Source organism: Tenacibaculum sp. SSH1-16 (genome assembly GCF_040104435.1).
GTDB classification, from domain to species: Bacteria; Bacteroidota; Bacteroidia; order Flavobacteriales; family Flavobacteriaceae; genus Polaribacter; species Polaribacter mesophilus.
Genome location: NZ_JBECOV010000011.1, coordinates 56,567 through 73,154 on the forward strand (window position 1 = coordinate 56,567; position 16,588 = coordinate 73,154).

General features: G+C 32.4%; 31 protein-coding genes. 3 read left to right on the forward strand and 28 right to left on the reverse strand.

Annotation, left to right across the window (positions count from 1 at the left end; translation table 11 throughout):
- On the forward strand, positions 1 to 528 hold the full coding sequence (locus ABMY20_RS12710) for a hypothetical protein (RefSeq protein ID WP_349265466.1): 528 nt from the start codon (positions 1 to 3) through the stop codon (positions 526 to 528).
- Here the strand turns inward: ABMY20_RS12710 and ABMY20_RS12715 are convergent.
- The 6 genes from ABMY20_RS12715 to ABMY20_RS12740 form a co-directional block, all read right to left on the reverse strand.
- Positions 503 to 835, reverse strand: coding sequence for a hypothetical protein (locus ABMY20_RS12715; RefSeq protein WP_349265467.1), 333 nt, complete (start codon positions 833 to 835; stop codon positions 503 to 505). The two genes, ABMY20_RS12710 and ABMY20_RS12715, sit on opposite strands and share 26 nt — an antisense overlap.
- 77 nt (positions 836 to 912) lie before the next feature.
- Complete coding sequence (locus ABMY20_RS12720) at positions 913 to 1,167, reverse strand: DUF3850 domain-containing protein (RefSeq protein ID WP_349265468.1); 255 nt, start codon at positions 1,165 to 1,167, stop codon at positions 913 to 915.
- Between the two features lie 10 nt (positions 1,168 to 1,177).
- A complete protein-coding gene (locus tag ABMY20_RS12725) occupies positions 1,178 to 1,381 on the reverse strand; it encodes a hypothetical protein (protein WP_349265469.1) in 204 nt (67 codons plus the stop codon).
- A gap of 51 nt (positions 1,382 to 1,432) precedes the next feature.
- Positions 1,433 to 1,678, reverse strand: coding sequence for a hypothetical protein (locus ABMY20_RS12730; protein ID WP_349265470.1), 246 nt, complete (start codon positions 1,676 to 1,678; stop codon positions 1,433 to 1,435).
- Positions 1,679 to 1,688: 10 nt separating this feature from the next.
- Positions 1,689 to 2,741 (reverse strand): nucleoid-associated protein, encoded by a 1,053-nt coding sequence (locus tag ABMY20_RS12735; protein ID WP_349265471.1) that lies wholly within the window; start codon positions 2,739 to 2,741, stop codon positions 1,689 to 1,691.
- A gap of 6 nt (positions 2,742 to 2,747) precedes the next feature.
- Positions 2,748 to 2,960, reverse strand: coding sequence for a hypothetical protein (locus tag ABMY20_RS12740; protein ID WP_349265472.1), 213 nt, complete (start codon positions 2,958 to 2,960; stop codon positions 2,748 to 2,750).
- Between the two features lie 30 nt (positions 2,961 to 2,990).
- On the opposite strand from ABMY20_RS12740, the gene ABMY20_RS12745 reads away from it, so the two are divergent.
- Positions 2,991 to 3,251, forward strand: coding sequence for a hypothetical protein (locus ABMY20_RS12745; RefSeq protein WP_349265473.1), 261 nt, complete (start codon positions 2,991 to 2,993; stop codon positions 3,249 to 3,251).
- Here ABMY20_RS12745 and ABMY20_RS12750 read toward each other — a convergent pair.
- The 17 genes from ABMY20_RS12750 to ABMY20_RS12830 form a co-directional block, all read right to left on the reverse strand.
- Entirely contained in the window at positions 3,248 to 3,529 is a 282-nt protein-coding gene (locus ABMY20_RS12750; protein WP_349265474.1) for a hypothetical protein, read from the reverse strand. The two genes, ABMY20_RS12745 and ABMY20_RS12750, sit on opposite strands and share 4 nt — an antisense overlap.
- Positions 3,530 to 3,596: 67 nt before the next feature.
- Positions 3,597 to 3,791, reverse strand: a complete 195-nt coding sequence (locus ABMY20_RS12755; protein WP_349265475.1) for a hypothetical protein — start codon at positions 3,789 to 3,791, stop codon at positions 3,597 to 3,599.
- 14 nt (positions 3,792 to 3,805) lie between these two features.
- A complete protein-coding gene (locus ABMY20_RS12760) occupies positions 3,806 to 4,273 on the reverse strand; it encodes a hypothetical protein (RefSeq protein WP_349265476.1) in 468 nt (155 codons plus the stop codon).
- A gap of 11 nt (positions 4,274 to 4,284) precedes the next feature.
- Complete coding sequence (locus ABMY20_RS12765; RefSeq protein ID WP_349265477.1) at positions 4,285 to 4,491, reverse strand: hypothetical protein; 207 nt, start codon at positions 4,489 to 4,491, stop codon at positions 4,285 to 4,287.
- 60 nt (positions 4,492 to 4,551) lie between these two features.
- Entirely contained in the window at positions 4,552 to 4,719 is a 168-nt protein-coding gene (locus ABMY20_RS12770) for a hypothetical protein (protein ID WP_349265478.1), read from the reverse strand.
- Positions 4,706 to 4,987: a hypothetical protein gene (locus ABMY20_RS12775; RefSeq protein ID WP_349265479.1), complete on the reverse strand. Its 282-nt coding sequence runs from the start codon at positions 4,985 to 4,987 to the stop codon at positions 4,706 to 4,708. Before ABMY20_RS12775 ends, ABMY20_RS12770 begins: the two co-directional genes overlap by 14 nt.
- Positions 4,988 to 5,096: 109 nt before the next feature.
- The gene (locus tag ABMY20_RS12780) at positions 5,097 to 5,243 is read right to left on the reverse strand and encodes a hypothetical protein (protein ID WP_349265480.1); all 147 of its coding nucleotides are present in this window, start codon (positions 5,241 to 5,243) and stop codon (positions 5,097 to 5,099) included.
- Between the two features lie 12 nt (positions 5,244 to 5,255).
- Positions 5,256 to 5,708, reverse strand: a complete 453-nt coding sequence (locus ABMY20_RS12785) for a hypothetical protein (protein WP_349265481.1) — start codon at positions 5,706 to 5,708, stop codon at positions 5,256 to 5,258.
- Positions 5,705 to 6,040 carry a hypothetical protein gene (locus ABMY20_RS12790; protein ID WP_349265482.1) on the reverse strand — a complete coding sequence of 112 codons (336 nt, stop codon included), beginning with the start codon at positions 6,038 to 6,040 and terminating at the stop codon, positions 5,705 to 5,707. The genes ABMY20_RS12785 and ABMY20_RS12790 overlap by 4 nt, the downstream gene beginning before the upstream one ends.
- 93 nt (positions 6,041 to 6,133) lie before the next feature.
- On the reverse strand, positions 6,134 to 6,742 hold the full coding sequence (locus ABMY20_RS12795; protein WP_349265483.1) for an N-acetylmuramidase family protein: 609 nt from the start codon (positions 6,740 to 6,742) through the stop codon (positions 6,134 to 6,136).
- Positions 6,736 to 6,894 (reverse strand): hypothetical protein, encoded by a 159-nt coding sequence (locus ABMY20_RS12800; RefSeq protein WP_349265484.1) that lies wholly within the window; start codon positions 6,892 to 6,894, stop codon positions 6,736 to 6,738. Before ABMY20_RS12800 ends, ABMY20_RS12795 begins: the two co-directional genes overlap by 7 nt.
- Positions 6,895 to 7,056: 162 nt before the next feature.
- Positions 7,057 to 7,524 (reverse strand): hypothetical protein, encoded by a 468-nt coding sequence (locus ABMY20_RS12805; protein ID WP_349265485.1) that lies wholly within the window; start codon positions 7,522 to 7,524, stop codon positions 7,057 to 7,059.
- 118 nt (positions 7,525 to 7,642) lie between these two features.
- A complete protein-coding gene (locus ABMY20_RS12810) occupies positions 7,643 to 8,266 on the reverse strand; it encodes a DUF3164 family protein (RefSeq protein WP_349265486.1) in 624 nt (207 codons plus the stop codon).
- A 2-nt stretch (positions 8,267 to 8,268) separates the two neighbouring features.
- On the reverse strand, positions 8,269 to 8,442 hold the full coding sequence (locus ABMY20_RS12815; RefSeq protein ID WP_349265487.1) for a hypothetical protein: 174 nt from the start codon (positions 8,440 to 8,442) through the stop codon (positions 8,269 to 8,271).
- Positions 8,442 to 9,362, reverse strand: coding sequence for an ATP-binding protein (locus ABMY20_RS12820; protein WP_349265488.1), 921 nt, complete (start codon positions 9,360 to 9,362; stop codon positions 8,442 to 8,444). Before ABMY20_RS12820 ends, ABMY20_RS12815 begins: the two co-directional genes overlap by 1 nt.
- A 34-nt stretch (positions 9,363 to 9,396) precedes the next feature.
- Complete coding sequence (locus ABMY20_RS12825) at positions 9,397 to 11,574, reverse strand: hypothetical protein (RefSeq protein ID WP_349265489.1); 2,178 nt, start codon at positions 11,572 to 11,574, stop codon at positions 9,397 to 9,399.
- Between the two features lie 254 nt (positions 11,575 to 11,828).
- The gene (locus ABMY20_RS12830) at positions 11,829 to 12,014 is read right to left on the reverse strand and encodes an XRE family transcriptional regulator (RefSeq protein WP_349265490.1); all 186 of its coding nucleotides are present in this window, start codon (positions 12,012 to 12,014) and stop codon (positions 11,829 to 11,831) included.
- A gap of 94 nt (positions 12,015 to 12,108) precedes the next feature.
- Between ABMY20_RS12830 and ABMY20_RS12835 the strand changes: the two genes are divergently transcribed.
- On the forward strand, positions 12,109 to 12,636 hold the full coding sequence (locus tag ABMY20_RS12835) for a hypothetical protein (protein ID WP_349265491.1): 528 nt from the start codon (positions 12,109 to 12,111) through the stop codon (positions 12,634 to 12,636).
- Between the two features lie 197 nt (positions 12,637 to 12,833).
- Here the strand turns inward: ABMY20_RS12835 and ABMY20_RS12840 are convergent, their stop codons facing one another.
- The 5 genes from ABMY20_RS12840 to ABMY20_RS12860 all read right to left on the reverse strand — a co-directional run bounded on the left by ABMY20_RS12840 (position 12,834) and on the right by ABMY20_RS12860 (position 16,469).
- Positions 12,834 to 13,292 carry a hypothetical protein gene (locus tag ABMY20_RS12840; protein WP_349265492.1) on the reverse strand — a complete coding sequence of 153 codons (459 nt, stop codon included), beginning with the start codon at positions 13,290 to 13,292 and terminating at the stop codon, positions 12,834 to 12,836.
- Positions 13,285 to 13,473, reverse strand: a complete 189-nt coding sequence (locus tag ABMY20_RS12845) for a hypothetical protein (RefSeq protein ID WP_349265493.1) — start codon at positions 13,471 to 13,473, stop codon at positions 13,285 to 13,287. Before ABMY20_RS12845 ends, ABMY20_RS12840 begins: the two co-directional genes overlap by 8 nt.
- Positions 13,474 to 13,833: 360 nt before the next feature.
- Positions 13,834 to 14,541, reverse strand: coding sequence for a tetratricopeptide repeat protein (locus tag ABMY20_RS12850; RefSeq protein ID WP_349265494.1), 708 nt, complete (start codon positions 14,539 to 14,541; stop codon positions 13,834 to 13,836).
- A gap of 51 nt (positions 14,542 to 14,592) precedes the next feature.
- A complete protein-coding gene (locus ABMY20_RS12855; protein WP_349265495.1) occupies positions 14,593 to 16,104 on the reverse strand; it encodes a M56 family metallopeptidase in 1,512 nt (503 codons plus the stop codon).
- Entirely contained in the window at positions 16,101 to 16,469 is a 369-nt protein-coding gene (locus ABMY20_RS12860; RefSeq protein WP_073184392.1) for a BlaI/MecI/CopY family transcriptional regulator, read from the reverse strand. The genes ABMY20_RS12855 and ABMY20_RS12860 overlap by 4 nt, the downstream gene beginning before the upstream one ends.
- Positions 16,470 to 16,588: the final 119 nt, after the last annotated feature.

Genomic DNA, 16,588 nt, shown 5'->3' on the forward strand with positions numbered 1-16,588 from the left:
ATGAAAAACTTATATCTCAAGATAATCGATAAGTTTAACCGAATTGAAACCATAGAAAGGTTTACCGAAAAAGGATTACCATACATCAAAACGATTGACCTATACGCAGGCCAAGATTACAATGAATCAGCGTTTGAAGCTCATTTATTCCCTGCTTTGTTTGTAAAATGGTCTATCGATTATTTGCAAAATCCGCCTTCAGCATTATTAACCTTTCGTGTATGTTGGGAACAATTAAGAGACACCAGTAGCTTAAACGAGACACCTGAAGAAGCGTTAAGGTTCATGGATTTTATAAACCTGGTTGATGAAGTTTTAAAAGAAATTGAAACGGAACACACGAGTAAATTTACATTACTATCTGAAGAACTAAACATCGAGGACACCATCACCGACACACATTCTTTAAACTACAGGTGCAGCTACACAGGAAAAAGCAAAATTGCAAAAACAAATTATCAAGCTGGAGCAATTGACGAAGTACAACAAGAAGGAACGATTTTTACAACGGTTGATGTAATATCTTAATTCCATCGATATACATACCGTCGATTCTTTTTTCAAGTTTTAAACGGTATTTTTTGAGACTTGAATACTTATTTAAAGACTGTTTAAAGAACCTTTTAACAGTCTTTTTTGTATTTTCTGACAAGTGTTTGTTTTCAAAAGTTAAGCCGTACATGCTTTTAGTTACAACGACTTCAGCAGTTTTTAAGTTTTCATTTGGATAGGTTGAAACGGATCTAAAAAGCTTTTCTTTATCCCTGGTTAAATCAACCTGAGAAAAGGCCGTAAAAGACACTAAAAACATTATAAGTACAGTAACCTTTTTCATATTGTAAATATAACAAAAAACCCACTCTTTTAACGAGTGGGTTTAGACTTAACAAGGTTTAAATATTAACTACTTTTTTATTTTATTTCAACTTCTCTTAAACCTAACACTACGTAACCATTTTCTATTCCGTATTGTCCTCCTTCAAGCAAGTAAACCACCTTTCTGAATATTCCTTGCATATTTTGCCAATCCTGATTACTAAACTCTTTTAAGTGAAGTATATCTCCTACTTCATAATCTCTGTCATTCTTTCTAACTTCAAATGATTTTCTTTTAAAGTATAAATCATCATAAAATGGTTGTTTTACTTTTACTTCATGTACTCTCATAATTACTGTTTTACGCTTCAGATAAATTTTCCTCCATCCATTCAACTAATGGAATAGCAACATAATCACCTTCAAACGATTGTTTTTTAGGATTTTTGGTTATCGGGTCATTGTAACATAGCGTTACTTTTCTTGAGCTGTAAATCTCTAAACCTGTAGCATCAGAGTACATTTCTAATAATTTTGATATTGAGTTAATTGCGTCTTGTGTCATAATGTGTTTATTTTTAAAGTTTAGAACAAAGTTAGTTTGACAGATTGATAATTATTTACGGATTTCCGCAACTTCCTTATTTAAAATCATATCTAACATCAACAGTTCTTTATAATCGACTGTTTCGGCCACTACTTCGTCAATCGTTAAATAAACATTTTCAAGCGTTGACCTTTCCGACAAATAAGTGAACTCAACCTGCATAACTCCTTTTTTATATCGTCGTGTATAGAACTGGTCGTGTTCGTACTCTTTTTCAAATTCAAATCCTGCCTTTTTTACGTTTGTTTCTGTCATGGTACAACTCCTATTTTTCAGCATTATAAAACACCTTGTAAAATTTCATCTTTTTTACTTCGTCATAACCTTGCTCTAAGTATTCAGTAGCAGCATCAGGAGCGTCAATATCAATTTTAATTTGAATATTGGTATCGAGTTTAATGTCTGTTTTAAACTTGCTTTTTTCCTTCTTTAAAACCATTTCAGACACTTCAATAGTATTACGAAGGAGCAAGTCGTTTAACTTTTCAAAATAACTCTTATACTCTTCAAATTGTGAATGCGTTTCTTTAGGTAAAACCTCACTCTTAAAATCATCAAAACTTACTGTTTCATTTTCCTTAAAAAAGTCAATTGTATCAGCTAAAAAAGCGTTTTGTTTCAGCTTTCCCTGTTCAGGTTTTAAAACTTCTTCAGAAAACTCTCTACACATTTCTAAATAGTTTTGTGTATGCAGGTTCTTGTCATCTGCATACCTAACATTTAGAAAGTTTTTAAGCCAATACTGAGCGTCGTATTGGTTATTGTCAACTGAAAGTACAACCGTTCCTTCAGCGTCTGAAGTATTCAATATCAAGCAACCTTTGTCTAGCTTTTTAGGTGATATTCCCTTTTGAACAACTACATCATAGTAGTTCCCGTCTAAATACGTTTGAAAGAAATCCGATTTAGATTCTATCTTAAAAACCCCTACAGCTTCAGTAAGAATGTCTTTATATTCAATTCCTTCAAAGTAAACAACAAGAACGTCTCCAGTCTTTATCTGAGCTGAATTTGATTGCTCGTATAAGTGATTTACAATGTTTCTTGAGTTCTCTATAAATGTTGCATCCTTACTATCATCAAATACATTAGAAGCGTACTTGTTCAAGTTGTTTAACCTGGTATCGGCATGATGAGTAAAACGATAACTTTGCGTTTCTGTTCCAAAAGGCTTTAATAGGAAAGGTAGTAAAAGCTCGTAGCTTTCTTCGTCAAACCTTACTAATTCTTCAGAAAAAGCGTTTTGCCCGCTATTGTACTTGTTAGCCACTTTATGTATAATACATTTTGAGATTTCGGCTCGTGTTCTTTTAATCATTGGTTTTTATTTTAAATTATCTTCTATTTCTTCTTTGAATTGTACCCCTTTTTCGTAACCTTGAGCAAATCCCATTTGATGTAGTTTCACGACAAAACCCTCTACTTCATTAAGAAACTCCAAAACTTCACTAGGTTCTGCTGAATGTGATTGCTTTCGAAAGATATTTATGATAGTATTCAACTCTTCTTTACTATTAAATTTTTCTTGTTTTGACATGGTTGTTATTTTTTTAATTAAATTTGTTATATGGATACATTTACTATTATTAAAGGGAAAGATTTATTCGATTTATGCAGCATAGACCTCAATCACATTTCTTGTGAAATCACAGAAACAACAATGGTTCATCCATTTTCTCGCAGTCCTCATGAGGATACACTGAAAATAGGAAACACCTCTTTTTCTACTAATAGTAGAACTGAAATAGAAGGTATTGAATACATGCTTCATCATATCGATACTACTAAAAACATTGCTTATATCCTGCCTGTTAGTCACAAAGTCTAATATTGATTGATTTTTAAAAATCTTGCTTCAGGAAACGGAGCATCAACTTTTACCCTCTTCCTATCAAAGTATCTAAGAAAACGTTGTATTTCTTGAATATCACTTCGTCCTAAATCAACAAACTTTATGTAGTCAGATTTTTCTCCCTGGATAGAAATAACAGCCCAACTAGGAGCGTATTTATGTAAATCAACTGAAACATCTATATTTTGAAGAAGATTCTCCACAACTATCGTTTGATTGTGGCTTTTTATAATCTGATTTTCGAGCTTTTGCATTTTTTTTTCAAGTTCTAACAACTCCTTTTTAAAAGCCCACCTAAAAATCTTTTTTATCATTTTGTTATTATTCAATTAGATTAATGCTTTTTACATACAATAGTGAATCTTGTTCTTTTTCAACTATTCTTTGTTGCTCAACACACCATTTATAAAAATGACTTTTTACATCTGTTTTAAAGTCTACTTGCCATTCAGACATTCTACTACCTTCAATTCCGTTTTCTAACTTATAAGTCAAAAAGTATATTACTGTTTTCATCTTTTTTTCGCAGTTTATTTTTCCATTGAAAACAATAGTGTTTCTAAATAAACCAATAGGTTTCTTAAGCTATTAAAGTCATAATTTTTATTGATTTCGATATCATAAGTTAATACTCTTTTACCTTCCTCTCTGAGTCCTCTTGGACTTTGGTAGCCGATTAATTCCTTTTTAGTAGTTGGTAAATTAGCAGTGAATTTTTCCGCATGCTTACCTACACTTTTAATCCCTAAACCTCCTTTTACATGATTTAAAAATTGAATTTTCAACCCAGCTCCTGAACGTGAAATATCAAGATTCTTAAAGCTCCATCTTTCAGCCATAGCCATCAAAGCTTTGATTTTAAAAACATCTAGATTTGATTCAGTATTAACTCGAGAGTTCACTAACAAATCTCCTTCAAATACAAGCTTTAAAGAAAATTTACTTTTTAATATTTCTGCAATTTGCTCTGAAAACCTCCGTGTTTGTAATTCTTTCATTTGATTTTAATTTATTTTAATTGATTATTTATACGTTTCAATCCATTTAAAGAATAAATTAAAGCGTCCACAGCATCGTCTGACTTAAAGTATAACTTATACTTTTGTTTAATCTTTGCAGCTAGCTCTGTTTTACCTGCATTAAGACATTTTTTATAGACAATTGTTGCTTTTTGGAATTTTCCAAACTCGTCTAATTGATTTAAAAAACTATTCATTGGTATATTCTTAGTTCCCACCGTGGTGTCGAAACCACGCAAAGCCGTGGTGGGATTTTGTTAGCTTAAAAGCTCAGCAGCTATAACAAATATTAAAGCTCCAGTAATAAAACCTAAAGCAAATAGGCCTATTATTCCCAATCCTTGAGATTGGTGTTTTGAACGCCCACAATCACAAGACATTCCCGTTCCCCATTTTGGGCAAGTAGGACATTTATCGTTGTACATGGCATGGCATTTTAGATGCATTTTTGTTTAAAACCCCCTCTATATCTACTGCAAATTCAATACATTCCTCGTCAACATCTTTAGAACGAATGACTTTACAACCTAAAAAATCTAACCTTACTTTAGGAGGAACAGAAAAAGATAATGACTCATTGAGTTTTTTTACTAGTTTGTTAGCTGCCTCCTCATTAAGAGTCAAAATATTTGGTCTAAAACCAGTAACTACAGTGAAGTTTTGATACTGTGTATAAATTTCTTCAATACTCATAAATATTTGGATTTTAATTTATTTGATTTATATTTGCTATGTCTTGGAGACGTCCTAAGACTTTTTCTTTTTCATAGCAATTTTCCACTCTTAGGAGTGGTTTTTTTGTTTAAGGGATAAGTTGTGATATTTCATAATACAAGTAACTAGCTAACCCTATAATAACCCAAGCAGTTGCACCAATTACTTTTGTTGGTTTGTCCTTCGTCTGAAAAAACAGACATTCTTTGAAAAAATCTTTTATAAATGCTATCATCTTTTATTGTTTTTAGTGGATTGAATTAAATTCGTCGTCGAATCTTCTTTGGTTTAAATAAGTGGCAGGATTGGCTTTTTGTATCTTTTTACGATACAACATACCATCATAAGCTTTGATTTGTTTAATCGCCTTTAATTGGTCTGATTTACTTAGCTTATCCCAAGCCTTTTTAGCTTGTAGTTTTCCAACTTTATAGTTATACAAGTTCCAAAATGTGTCAAAACTCAAATCAGGCTCACCAATTACAACTTCAAAGTTTTTATACACCTTATCCCAAGACTTAATCTTGTTTTCCGTATATGGAAACCTGGTATAATAAAAAAGCCATTTCTTTTGTTGGTCGTCCAATTCTCCTTCAACTATTTTAAAGTTGCTTAAAAGACCGTTTAAATCATATTTAAACTCCCATATAATCGAGGTTTTTCGACCTTTTACAGTATAAGTAGTAACCATTTCACTCATAACTCTTCATGTATTTGAGAAGTGAAGCTCAACATTAAATTTTGCTCATAAATCCCTTTAACAAACGTGATGTTTTCACTAATAAAATTGATTAAAAAGTACGCTTGATAGTATTTAAAACTCAACTTTATAAGCTTGTTAGTTCCCGCTTTACTAATCACTTCTTTTTTTAATCGAACAAACAGCAAATCAATGATGTTTTTATTAGCTTTAAACCCCTTGTTAAATTGAATTTCAGAAGGGTTTTTTTTATCATACTCCATAACATCGTTATATAAATCGCAAAGGATATCTAAGATGTTATATGATATTTGAATACTAATTTTTTCCATTACAAATGCAGGGTTTTAATTACTTCTTTACATTCATCGCAAATAACCTCTACCACTTCAATAGTGAATAAATAAGCTACATGCTTTCGGGTTTTAGAACCTTTGTGGTTGCACTTTTTTGTTTGTAAGTTTTTCATCCCTGTATTTGATGTATGCTTTCTCTAATTTTCGAGCGTAGTGGTTTTTCCAGTAATATTTACCATTGTAGGATTTCGCAAAGCCGTGCCAGTCCATTTTCTGCAATTCATCCTGAAGCTTTACCGACTTTATGAAGTTGATAAAAGCATCTAGTTGCGCTTTCTCAGAACGATACATTGCATTGATAAACTGCTGTAAATTGCTAAATCCGCAAAGCTTGTAGTTGAATCCCATTATTTGGAAACGACCCCAACTTGCAGACTTTAAAGCTGCTTCACGGTCTAACGCAACAGCTTCTTGAAGCCTTAAATGTTCTTGAGAGTACCCTAAATAACCTCCTGGTCTTGGGTTTGAAATATCAGGACGCTTTTTTGAATAAACTCCTCCAGTAAATTGGTGGAATTTGTGGCGCTCAAAAAGTATCGTTGGCTCACCGTTACGCAAAAAACCACCTCTTGGAGCTTCAACTTCGCAAACGGCCTTAATAATTGCCACAGTAACGCCTAATTGTTCTGAAGCGTCAATAAAATCGCATTCATTTAATTTTTGTTTCTGTTTTACCATAATTCTAATTTTGGTTGTATCTGTTTTTGTAATTCTTCTTGTTCTCGTATTTTCTTCAACTCTCGTTTGGCAGGAGTCCCTAACCAGGTGTGAAATGTCCTGTAGCATATATTAAACTCAGGATACACGTATTCCCAGTATATTTCTTTCAAAAACAAGCGCTTACCCTCATTTTGTTTCTCAAGAACAAGGGTCTGAACCTTAATTATTCGCTTGTAATAATTTTTTTTGTTGTAAGCCATACGAGTTTTTATTACTTTTGTGGTGCTACTCATCAAAAGAGTTCTATTGTCGTATGGCTTTAGAACTTTTTTTTAGTTTAAAGAAGGTGTTAAACCTAACGCCTGATACCAAGCTTTAGAACCTACAACCGTTCTACTTTTATCAAACCTGTACCTCATGCTTTTAAATTGCTTTATAAGCTCAGGAAACTCGTCTAACTTGTATCTGTTTAAACCTTTCTTCAGTACACTAGACTTACTCATAAACTCATTAAATCGAGTCCAATCTCCAGGGGTGTACAATCCTATTTTTTGAGCATCTGAAAGAATTACAGAACGTAGTCTTTTCAACTCTTTTTCTTGCTCTAAATCAAGAACCCTTTTAGCTTGTTTTTGTGGTTTTTCCATAGGAAAGAACAAGTAAAAAAGCCCTTGTAGCTCATCAGTTGTTAACATGTCAATATCAAAGGTTCTACCGTTGCTTTGCATGTAAACGCTTTGCTCTAAATTCTCTCTCGAGAACTTACTCAGCAATCTGTTTTTTTGGTTTTCTTTAGTCATTTTTCTTCAATTTTAAAGCCTTTTATCGCCCCTGTACTTAAACAAGGGCTTTAGGCCATTAGCTCCCGCCCAGGACTCGAACCTGAGAGTGTGCCACTCGGGATACCCCCTTGGAAAACTAAATTTTTGAAAACTGAAGGACGATAGGGGAAAACTCGCCCGTTTCAGTTTTACGCTCAAAGCGTATGTAATCTTTTGAATGACTGTACTTGTAGCTTTCTTTTAACAACTCAATACCTCGTTTCCAGTTCTTATCGTCAAACCTATCTTCCATTTGATACAGCTTTTGAATAAGATTGATATCTAAGTCGCCATTTTTACGCTCGAGTAAAGACATAATTAAATCTTTGGTGTCCTGGTCTCCTGAATACCTAGAGTTTAAAAAGTCAATAATGTGTTTTTCTGCTTGTATTGAGCGCTCGTCAAAGGTTGGCTTACCTTGACGCTTGTATGAAATTCTAAAATCTGCATTTTCAATCTTAAAATTTCCTTTTCCGTCCGCATGTCTTGAACTGTACTCTTGTAGAATAGTGTACAATGACTGCATGTCCTCAAACGATTCTACTTTAAAAACTGCAAGTGTATCGTGAATTTCACAAGCTCTTTTGCAAAGCTTATTTATCGTTTCGTCTTTTAAATCCTCATAAGCCTTGCGTTGCGCTTCTTTTTGCTCAATAGACTTTTGTTGTCTTCTTTCGTATTCCTGCTTTATCTGCTCGTCTGTTAATGCTTCTAATCCCATGTTTAATAAATTTCTGTTTGTATGCTATAGTTTAAATTTTGTAACTCTTTTAGCTTGTCTGTAAGCTCTAAATCAAAAGGAACTAACACGGTTCTTTGCCTTGCTTTCACAGTAACTCCTTTAATTCTCTTTACACATCTGTGCAGGTAGTACCTTCTGTTTGCTTTACTTTTCATTAGCTGTATAATTCGTTTAACAACCTAACAGTAACAGGTTGACTCAACTTCTTAGCTTCAGTAATTGCTTCAACTACCAACACCTTAAATTCATCAAAGTTTCGCATCCTGTTAGCAAACCAATTTTGTACTGTTTTACTTAGGTTTAACTCTTCACAAATTTTCACTACGTCTTCAGCAATACTTTGCTCACAAGTTTCACGTTTTGAAAAACGTCTCGCTGTTTGTCTGAAGTTTTGCTTATTACGCTCAAATCCTTTTCTTAAAATCTCGTTTATTCCCATTCCCAAAATGACAAAAGGAACTACTTCCTCTAACAAGTCAGCTGCACTTTTAATGATGTTGATGTACCCGCTTTTTTTACCGATATGCTCACCTTCATCAATAATTAAAATAGCATCATCTAAACTCAACAGCTTTTTTGCTACTCTTTTAATTATTTTACCCGCAGTTCCATGAGTCTCAACGCCAACTACTTCAGCTATATTTATAGCGAACTCTTTGCTATTTTCGATCGCTGAACATTTAACAACAAAAGTTCCTACAGGATACTTTTGTTTATACATCTTACAAGCATACGTTTTCCCTGCACCTGTGTCAGCATCAATAACAAGCCTCGTTTTGTTTCTACGAGCTTTTTTAAGCTCATTTATGATAGTTTTAAAGTTATTAGTGTTGAAGTGTCTCCAAATCTCAACTTTTACTTCATACCCAATAGCATTACACAATGCCAAGTAGTACTTGTCTTTTATTGCGGTTTTTCCAATATGGGTTTTACCCTGTAAGATGTGGGACATGTACGCCTCACCAACTTTAGCATCACGACCTAGTTGGGTTTGGTTTGTTCCTACATCTTCTAAATACCTTTTAATTGCGTTAGGTATTTCAGTTTCCTTTTGAAATTTGCTTAAATTTGCCATACTATTTATTTAGTTAAGGGGGTTTGGCGAGGCACTAATTCCACTCGTCCTCGTCAAAATCTCTGTTATTAATTTCCTTTTTGGATAATACTTTCTCTTCAGTAGTTTCGTTTTCCAACATCTTAGCGTTGTAATCTTCTTTATTGCTGCCAAAGGCCATTTCATGCGTATATGGTAAAGCATCAAATGAATCTAAAAGCGCTTGTTCAAACTCATCAACAGCCTCGTCTTGTCTCGTTTTCCTATTCAAGTGATGACCTAGTGCATTCTTAGTAAGTTCGTCGCTTTCTGCATGTGATTGACTTGATTTTGTAGCTCTTGGGCAAGAGATAATAAATTGATTATCTAAAGTGTACAAATCTGCTCCCTCTTCATCCCATACAATCTTAACTTTTGCGTTCTTCTTATATCCGCAAGCTTTCGATATCTTTTCAGAACCTGCTTCCCAATAATCAGGTATTTCAAACAGGTATTCGTCTGTAAGGTTGTAACCGTGTGATTTTGTAACCATCACAAAACCTCGCATGTAGCTTATATCTTTTTCCGAAGTGTTACCAAAGATTCTTCGTAGTATTCTTTCGTCTTTCTTGGCACAATTTGGATGCTTGTTTTCAAATCGTTCACAAGGCTTAACACCATCACGAAGCGGTGTATTATTCCAAGCATTAACAATGTCGTAAAATTGCAACACCGCCTCCTCATAGGTTGGCAACCTGTTTATCTCTAAGTAATCAGGATTTGATTGACCTTCAATACCTACATCCCAAGACGTAGAACTGAAATTTTCAAGACCTTTTAAAGACTGTTTAAAGAGTCTAAATTCTGTCTCGGCAGGGTTTGCTTGTGAGTTTCCTGATTGAATAGTTCTCACTTTGTTAAACACCAGGTTTAAAAAGTCTTTACTTTCTCCTGAAGTAAATGCTGAGTGGTTATCACTTACAAATTCAAACATTGTTTGATAATCACAATTCTTTATAGCCATTTTAACGGCATCTTTCATCATTTCGGTACTTTCATAGTGTGAACCTTTCCTTGAAAATGAATAACCCACAATTTGACGGCTCGCAACGTCTGAAATCAACATCACATATAGCTTCATTGTAGAAAGTACCTCTTCGCCTTTCTTATTTTTTTTGTAGTATTTGTAGTTGATAGTTCCTGAACCATCACCCGCAAATAATGAATGAGCGTATTTTAATTTTTCTGAAGGAACATAGGTAAGAACAGACTTTTTAAAGTAGTCTTTTCCGTGTCTTTCTCTAGCGGTTTTTATTGCTGTATGGAATTTACCCAAGTGCATACAAAAGGTTCTATATGCTACAGGTTCTAAACCATACTCTTTGATTGACTCGCAATAGAAATTAACATAAATCTGTCTTATTGCTTCCTTAGAACTTCCTCCTGGATTCATAAAACCGTAATACATTAAGGCCTCATGTATATCAAACCTGAAGACTTCGCCTGTTTCCTCGTCAAAAAGTTGATGTTTTCCAACAATACGAGCGTTATCGTTATCGTATTTGTTTGATATTAGGTAATTTCTTTGTGGTAAAACTCCACTAGAAGGGAAGTTTGATATCTTATTTCTTAAATATGCAGCGCTGCTTACTTTGAAACCTTCGAGTTTCTTTTCTTGTAAGATAGACGTACATACTTCTAAAAAGTCTTTTTTCTTACGTACACCAAAATTTTTAAAGCTCTCTGTTTCATATGAATGCTTTATAAAACTACACCAAGCCAATGCTTCAGCCAGTTCTTTTGCTTTTTTGTCAGAAAACGGAACTAAATCGTTATACATGTAGTAGTGTATATCCTCATTCCTAACTTTATTTGTGATTTGATGTACGATTTGCTGCTTTACAATTTCGTTTAAAGCGGCTTTAGAGGTGGTTTTAAGCTGCTTTAAAGCATCTTTTAAGTCTTTTTCAGTACCTAACTTGCTTTTATAGAAATTAGGCTTTCTATCGGGTAAATTGTCGTAACAGTAATAAAACCCGTGTTTTGTCTTTGCCCATCTCCAACTTTTACCAGTATCAGGTAAAAACTCATTTGATTGATAGCGTGCAGGGACTGTTTTTTTGTACTTAGCCCTTACTTTCCTTAGGTAATTCTCGGTTATTTCACAAACAGACATCAACAAGCGCTCAGAAATCCAATAAATAGACTCTCCTTTGCTTGATTTTATGATGATATCTCCTTGTTGTAATTGCATTTGTACTTTTTAACTTTGCTCCCGCTCAGGACTCGAACCTGAGAGTGTGCCACTCGGGATAATCAACTAACTACTAAAACTATCTTATGATTAAATACCTAATACTGGTTCCTCCATCTCTTCATACTTAACACACACAAAAAAACCTAAGAATGTGTAGTATGTCGCAATCATTTCCTTTTTTGAATCTAAACAATAGACTTTCTTTTGTTCGCTCCTCAGTATTGACTTAAAATGATTTTTTATGCACTTTTTCATTTTTCAACAGGATTAAACAGTTCATTTAAGCGTTTTTGAATCTTTAATCCCTTACCTCTTTTAGGTATTCTGTCACCCCTTGCTATTTGGCCTACATAATCCTCGCTTGTATCAAATTCTATAGCTATCTTTTGGTAAGGGGTAGTGCGGGAGCTTTTAATTTTTTCGGCGAGTGTACTCATATTTGTTTATATTTGCTAATAAATTACTATGCAAATATAGAGCATATACTATATAAATCCAAAAAAATATAGTAAATAGTCTAAAAATATAAAAATGATTATAGAGCGAATACTATCTTTTATTGATTACAAAGGCCTTAGCAAGAACAAGTTTTATAAAGAAACTGGGCTTTCTAACGGTTTTTTGGATAAAGTTAAAGATATCGGAGCTTCAAAGGTTGAGTGTATACTCAATACATACCCTGACTTAAGCCCTGAATGGTTAATCTTAGGTAAGGGAGAAATGATAAAAAGTGTTGATTTTATTAAAACGGAAAATACAGATAACGTTACTCTTTCAAAGGGTAACAAAAAGGGTAACAAAAAAGAACATAAACGAAATGTAGAAAATTCGTTACCCTTTACAGATAGTGAAAAGTCAAATTTAAGCGTAGAGGATATAATAGCAAATAAGGTATTAATGAAGATTTACCCTTTGCTAATATCTTCTAACGATAAAGTATTACGTAAAATAGAGGATATCGAGTGTTTTATGGAAGCTATAAGGCTAAAAATAAAAATAGAAAGCGAGATTGAAAGTATTGAATCTAATTCAAAGAAAGAGATTCATAAAGAAAGTTAACTTTTTTAAACTCTTCAAACCGTTTTTTTTCACCTGTTTTCAATTCTATTATCTCCAAAAGCAACTTTTTTCTAATTGAATTCAATCTATCAACACGTTGATTATTAGTTAAAAACGGGTATATTCCTTTTAATTCTTCTAATTCTTTCTCTAACTTTTTCAAACTATTACAGTTACTGCACATAATCGAAGGGACTTTATCTTTCTAATTCTAACTCTACTTTTTTAACCTCAGATTCAATCTGTTCTTTCAAGTTAAACATTTCAATGTACTTTAATATCTTTTTTCGTATAAAATACAGCCCAACCCCTACAATAAGCATATAAGGAAATATGTAAATTAACTCTACAGGTTCATCTTTAAGATTAAACTCATCATTAAACAATGATACTATTTGAAAGATATACATACCTATCGGTATGATAATAGCCCAATACCACCAATACCTGCATGTAAAGAACCAAATACATAAAAGGTAAAGAGGTGTTAATTTACCTAATAGAACCCAAGAAAAAGTGGAAAGACTCTCGTAGTATTGACTTGTTAACGTGAAAAAAGGGGTTTTCCAAACTTTACCATTTGGAAAGACCCCTAATTTATATGAATAAAACAGCAATGGAGACAAAGCTATTATCAATGCTATAAAACTACCCATTAGTAGGTGGCTTGACATCTTTTGGGTCGACAAGGTTTTCTTCGGTTGTAGAGTTTTTTTCACGCTCTTTATTTATTTCTTCTATAATTTCTATTTTCTCATCATCATCTGTACATGAAGTGAATGAAAATGAGAAGGTTAATACCATAGCAATCACAAACAAGTTTTTTAAAGTTTTCATAATTAATATTTTAAAGTTTATAAAAACTCAAAATTAAAGAAAACTACCTTCTTAACAGGCTTTTTTATATGTGGTTTGCTAATTTAACGCAAGCTTTGCAACTATGCAAAAAAATACTTTAAATTTTAAGAATCCCCTTTTAATAGGTTGCGAAGCTAAACACTCTTTTAAATTGGTGCAATACACAATACCCCTAATTGTTTTGTTTTATAATTAGGGAAAACCCTGAAGTTTTTTTAACACTTTTTAACATTTGCCTCTTACACAAATTAAAAAAAGATTAAAGCCCAATTAAAATAAAATCGGGCAAAAATCAATTAAATGTTAATTTAGGTGTAAAAAAATTAAGGTGTAATTAAACTAAAATGATGAAAAAGGGGTTAAAAAGCTGTATTTTTGGTTTTGCTTATAATAATGATTTGGGTTCACTACCAAACCTTTATTTATAAAAATGTTTGCTGAATCTTTATCTCTTAATAAAGTGTAGGCTAATGCTAAGTGGTGAATAGACTTAATGTGAGTTGTATCATTTTTATAAGCTTCTAAAAAACTATTTATTTTTAGATTTCTTTTTTTTAACATTCCATAAGCAACTCCCAATCGGTAATAATAATTTGCACTTGTACTATCTTGCTGAATGATATTTTTAAAAGTATCGATTGCTTTTGCAGGTTGCTTGGTTTGTGTATACAATTTTCCTAATTGATACTTAATGAGTAAATTTTCAGCATCATCATTTATAATACCTTCATAAACATCAATAGCTTTTTGTAGTTTATTCTCTTTTTTATAAGCTTTTGCTAACTTTATTTTTACTGAATAATCATCTTTTAACTCCAATGCTTTTTCGTAATATATAGAAGCTTTTTTATAATCATCAATTGAAGCGTAAATAGATGCTACTTTTGAGGTTGATTGAAAAGTAGTATCTAACTCATGTAACTTTGTTAATGCTGTTTGGTAACGTCCTATATTCACTAAACTATCAATAGTTTTAAAAGTCGAAACTTGTGCCTCGACTTTTAAAATTCCTATTACAAAAACAATAAGTAAAATTTTATTTCTCACGTTTCTATTTTTGGTGTTGTTCATTGGTTATTGGTGACCAATATACTTAATTTATTGGATGTTAAAAGTAATTGGTAAAGTATAACCTACTCTTACCTTTTTACCATTATGTTCGCCTGGTTGCATTTGTGGTAATTTTTGTGCCAATTCTTCTGCGTACTCTTCTAAAGTTGGGTGTGGCGCTCTTGCCTTTACATCCATTACTTTACCTTCTTTATCTATTTTAAATTGCACATAAATTCGTTTTTTTCCTGAAGATAATCCTAAAGTTTTTGGTAAAGAAGCATCAAAATTATCAACTACAAATTGTTGTAAGCTTCTATTGAAACAATCTTTATCTCCTTCAGCACACCCTGGGAAAGTTGGTGCTTTATCTAAAAGTGAGAAAGGTATACTTCCACCTTTATCAACCATTTCTTTTACTTTTATTTTAACTAAGTCATAAGCTATAATCTTCCTATTACTTGTTCTTTTATATACTTTAACTCCCAACACTGAACCCTCGTCCTCTAAACTCTCTTTAAGAGCTAAAAACTCACTCTTTTCTTCTTCAGATAAATCATTAATTGACAACTCTTTACCTAAGTCTATCTTCTCTCCAAAGTAACGATCTAAATACGTACTCTTTTCTCCTTTAACTGAAGTAATTTCTCCATCTTTACTGTTATAAATAGTTACTAATTCTTTTTTCGCAATAGCTTGACTACCTTTATTCTCGTCTGAGCAAGCTGTATACAAAATCATACTTCCTAAGAGAGGTATTAGTAATAAATACTTTAATTGTTTAACTTTTTTTGATTGTGTTTTCGTCATCATAATAATTCGTTTTTTGATTAATGAATGTTTATAAAATTGATTAATGAATGAAATATGCTCGACCTGAAAAATATCAGCGAGTAAATGATTGATATAATTTTCTTTTTTATCTGATTTGCTGGCTACAGCATCTGAAATATATTCATGAACTAACGATATACGATTCTGGTACACATACACCATTGGATTAAACCACATAATTATTTTCAAAAACTCAAAAAACAACAAATCTAATGTGTGTTTCTGTTCGCTATGTACTAATTCGTGCTGAATAATTTTTTCTTGTTTTGACGATGGAATATCCTTTCCTAAAAAAATATAATTGAAGAATGAAAAGGCTTTTGTTTCCTTTGGAAGGAATATCAATTTATAATTGTCCTTTCGGGTAGTTCCATACCTTAAAACTAATCGTATAATACGCTCTAATTTCACTAAAAACACAATAAAAAACAATATACATCCACCTAAAAATAATACATCTAAATAGTTAATGGATTGATACCAAGCCGCTTTTTCAATGACTTTTTGAGGTGACAACACTACCTCTGGCAACAAAGTGTAATATTCTTGCGGTACTGCTTTTTGAACTGTTGAAATTTTAAACAAAGGCAACACAAAAGAAAGCAGTGCAGTACTTAACAAGTACCATCTATTTTTGTTAAAGAAAGTTTCTTTACTTAAAAAGAAATCATACACCGCCACAAAAAGCACCTGGAATAATACAACTTGAATGATATAATTTATCATGACTTTTTATTTTTATTCACCTCTTTTAAAATACTCTCTAGTTCTTGAATATCCATTTTGTTTTCTTTCATAAAAAACGACACCATGCTCTTGAACGAACCTCCAAAATAGCCGTTCATTAACTTATGTAAACTCTCATTACTATACTCAGACTTTTCTACCAATGGATAGTAAATATATCCCCTACCTTTTGACTCGTGCCCCACAAACTCTTTGGTCTCCAAAATCCTTATAATAGTTGAAACAGTATTATATGCTGGTTTTGGCTCAGGTAATTCAGTTATTACTTCTTTTACTGAAGCTTTTTTTAACTTCCATAATACCTGCATTATTTGCTCTTCTGCCTTCGTTAATTGTTTACTCATGATATCTTTTTATAAATATTTCCGAAACAAATATAACTATAAAATTAGTTTAAACTAATTTTATAGTTAATAAATATGTAACAAAGCTTTTATATCTTCGTCTTATCAATAAAAAGGTT